The sequence below is a fragment of the Tissierellales bacterium genome (assembly GCA_025210965.1).
In the GTDB taxonomy this organism is placed as follows: Bacteria; Bacillota; Clostridia; order Tissierellales; family JAOAQY01; genus JAOAQY01.
Genome location: JAOAQY010000001.1, coordinates 1 through 3,087, shown reverse-complemented (window position 1 = coordinate 3,087; position 3,087 = coordinate 1). Strand labels below are relative to the sequence as shown.

Genomic DNA, 3,087 nt, shown 5'->3' with positions numbered 1-3,087 from the left:
GAGCCTAGTAGCATTATCTCTGTAAAACTGAGTCCCTTGCTCTCATAGTACAATACTATAATAAAATATATCAAAAATGATCTCTTCGATAGCATGTATAATTTATATAAATTTGCTGTATCTAATATTTTAGTTTTCATCCCTTTCCCCCATATAAATCCTCATTACATTCACAAAAATAAAGTGATCTGATACATTTCGCATTAGTCATCCATTTTTTATTTTAACATAGTTATTGAACTTCTGCCATTTTCACTTTAATTAATGCTCTTAATTTGACTTATTGGTGGACTTTGTAGCCTTTGGTAAAATTTATAATTCAAAATTCATCTCTATTCCAGACTGCATTTCCAATTCATCACCACCTAAAACATCTATAAATTCAGCTTCATCACGTATACTCTCTAATACCGAATAGTCATCTATAGGATTTCCATCTATATATAAATATTTCAGTGAGTCTAGTTTTTCCAAAAATGAAATATCTTTTATATTGTTATTCGTTAGTTCAAGCCTTTTTAGATCTTGTAAATTACCTATACAAGAAACATCTTCTATGTTGTTGTTACTTAAAGTGAGTGTCATCAGATGATCTAAATTTTTTAAACGTGATATATCCTTTATCTCATTTGCTTTTAGCATAAGTGTAAGCAATCCGTGTAAGTCTTCAAGACTTGAAATATCACTTATATCATTTCCATCTAGTGTAAGCATTATCAAATTTTTAAAATTAGCTATGCAAGATATATCTTTTATTTTATTACCTCCAAGAAATAAATTCGTCAAATGAGTCATATCACTAAGTGCATCTATATCTTGTATATTCATATTTTCTGCTCCAAGGCTATAGAGATCTAGCCCTGAAAGAGCACTTATATCCTCCACTTCATTTTCATTCATATATATGGTTTCTAAACTTTCAAGCTCCGATAGAACGCTTATGTCTTTAACTGAATTAAAATCAAAATACAAATCTTCTAACGTATTCATCCCGCGCAAAAAATCTATAGATTCTAGATTGCAATGACGTATAGCTAAACTTATTAATTGCTTCATATTAGAAAGGTCACTAAAATCGTCTATTTCATTTCTATCTAATTCTAGTATTTTTAAATTAGTCATATATTTTATTGGCCCTAATTTTTTGATATGAAATCCTGTTGCATCTAAATGCTCTATCAATTTTAAATCTGATTTTAGTACGTCTCCAAATGGCTTATCTACCTCGGCTCTCACCGCATCTTCGAGAAATACATTTTCAAACGCTACTACCTCAAATTTCTTATATCCCACAAAAATTACAGCTACGGCTACTATTAATAATGTTATGAATTTCATTTTATTTTTCACAAGATCACATCCTATTATTTTGTCTATAAATCTTTATTTATGAATTTTACTTCATATGGTATTTCTATATCGTATACTCCAAAATCATCTCTGTATGCATATCTCTTAGACAATACTCTGAGTTTGAACTCATCGTCTAGCCTACTATCTTTTTCAAGTAACTCTTTCATGCCTACATATAATTTGTATGCCTCTTTGCTTTTTTGTCTCAATTTAGGATTTAAATAGATATACTCCCCATAGCTTTTTAAATATTCTATTTCTCGATTGAAACTTTCGTTATCATAGGTTATCGCCTTATCAGTCTCATTTAGATACTGATACTTCAATCCCATTTTCTGTACTTCTATATCTTCATATGTTGAATCTTCATCATTTATAACCTCTAAATTCGGCAAATTAGGAAGTTTTACTTCATTTCTCACATTATTTCCGCTTATGACCAATCTCTCAAGATTTTCTAAACTTTCTAGAGCAGTAAAATCATTTATATAATTGTGATCTGCAAATATTATTCTTAGATTTTTAAATTTTGCTAATGCGCTTATATCGCTTATTTTGTTGTAACTTATGTATATTTCTTCTAAATTGTCCAAGTCAGATAGTTCATTTAGCTCTGTATCTGTAAGTTCATTTTTTGAAATATCTAATGATTTCAAACTTTTATTGTTATTTAGAGCTTTCAAATTGTCTGTGCAGGTTTCTACAAGTACTAATTTTTGTAAATTTGGCATTTTTTCTATATCTGCTAATCTCTCGACTAACATAGATTCTATATTTAGCGTTCTTATTTTCTTCAAGTCTTTTTTTGAAATATCTCCATCTCGTTTGCCTAGTATAGTCCTCACTTCTCTTTCTACGTTCATGCAACTCATTGAAATAGGTGCTTTTTCCTCATAATCTGCACTCTTTTCTATAGGAATAATAATTAGTACTATTATCGCTAATATGGCAAATATTGTTCTTTCTCTCATTATGTACACTCTCCTTTTTAATGTCCTTTATTCTACTCTAGCTGCCCATCCATGATCTTTGTATTTTACATTTTTTAGCTCAACAAATATTGGTATTTTAATTGGAATTTTCCTATTATCATTTTCTTCATTGTACTCATAATTTTCATAAGATTCTTCTACCGCTATAAAATCTATCTCATCATGTTCTTGCATGAATGTACGATAATATCTATATTCTTCACCTGCTTCCTCTAATCTATCTACTAAGAACCAAGATAAATCTTTTCTATTTTGCTCCTTTTTCATCTTATCAATTTTTTCATTTAGACCACTCTCCGTATAGTATTTTAGATCTCTGCCATATGATTTTGCAGTAAAGTTAAAATCCATAACATTTACTGTTTGTATATTTTTAGATCCTCTATCTAATCGAATGTCCATCTCCTTTCTATCACTTGATATCATTACGCTTATGACTATGATAAATCCTAGCACTAGTAATATTATATTTTTTGTCATTTAAACACCTCGTTTCTTATTAGATTATGTATTCAGTATAATACTTTTTAAGCCTATTTCAAAGTATATGTTTATTTTTTGCATTTATAGTTGCTATCATTTTTAACACTGCTGTTGAACCTTTTCTATTTACATGATAAAATAACTGTAGTTTTATATATAAATACATATTTTAGGAGGCAGTACACATGGAAGAATCAACTGAAATATCATTATCAAAATCGCCCGAAACTTTTTTTGAATTCAAACCAATAAAAAAAAG

3 protein-coding genes are annotated in these 3,087 nt (G+C 28.8%); all 3 read right to left on the bottom strand.

What is annotated here, in order from left to right; all coding sequences use genetic code 11:
* Window positions 1-312 precede the first annotated feature (312 nt).
* From N4A40_00015 to N4A40_00005, 3 genes are read right to left on the bottom strand one after another with little or no spacing between them, the layout of a single operon-like run.
* Window positions 313-1,350 carry a leucine-rich repeat domain-containing protein gene (locus N4A40_00015; GenBank protein MCT4660212.1) on the bottom strand — a complete coding sequence of 346 codons (1,038 nt, stop codon included), beginning with the start codon at window positions 1,348-1,350 and terminating at the stop codon, window positions 313-315.
* A 23-nt stretch (window positions 1,351-1,373) separates the two neighbouring features.
* The gene (locus N4A40_00010) at window positions 1,374-2,324 is read right to left on the bottom strand and encodes a leucine-rich repeat domain-containing protein (protein MCT4660211.1); all 951 of its coding nucleotides are present in this window, start codon (window positions 2,322-2,324) and stop codon (window positions 1,374-1,376) included.
* A 27-nt stretch (window positions 2,325-2,351) separates the two neighbouring features.
* Window positions 2,352-2,825 (bottom strand): hypothetical protein, encoded by a 474-nt coding sequence (locus N4A40_00005; protein MCT4660210.1) that lies wholly within the window; start codon window positions 2,823-2,825, stop codon window positions 2,352-2,354.
* Window positions 2,826-3,087 lie beyond the last annotated feature (262 nt).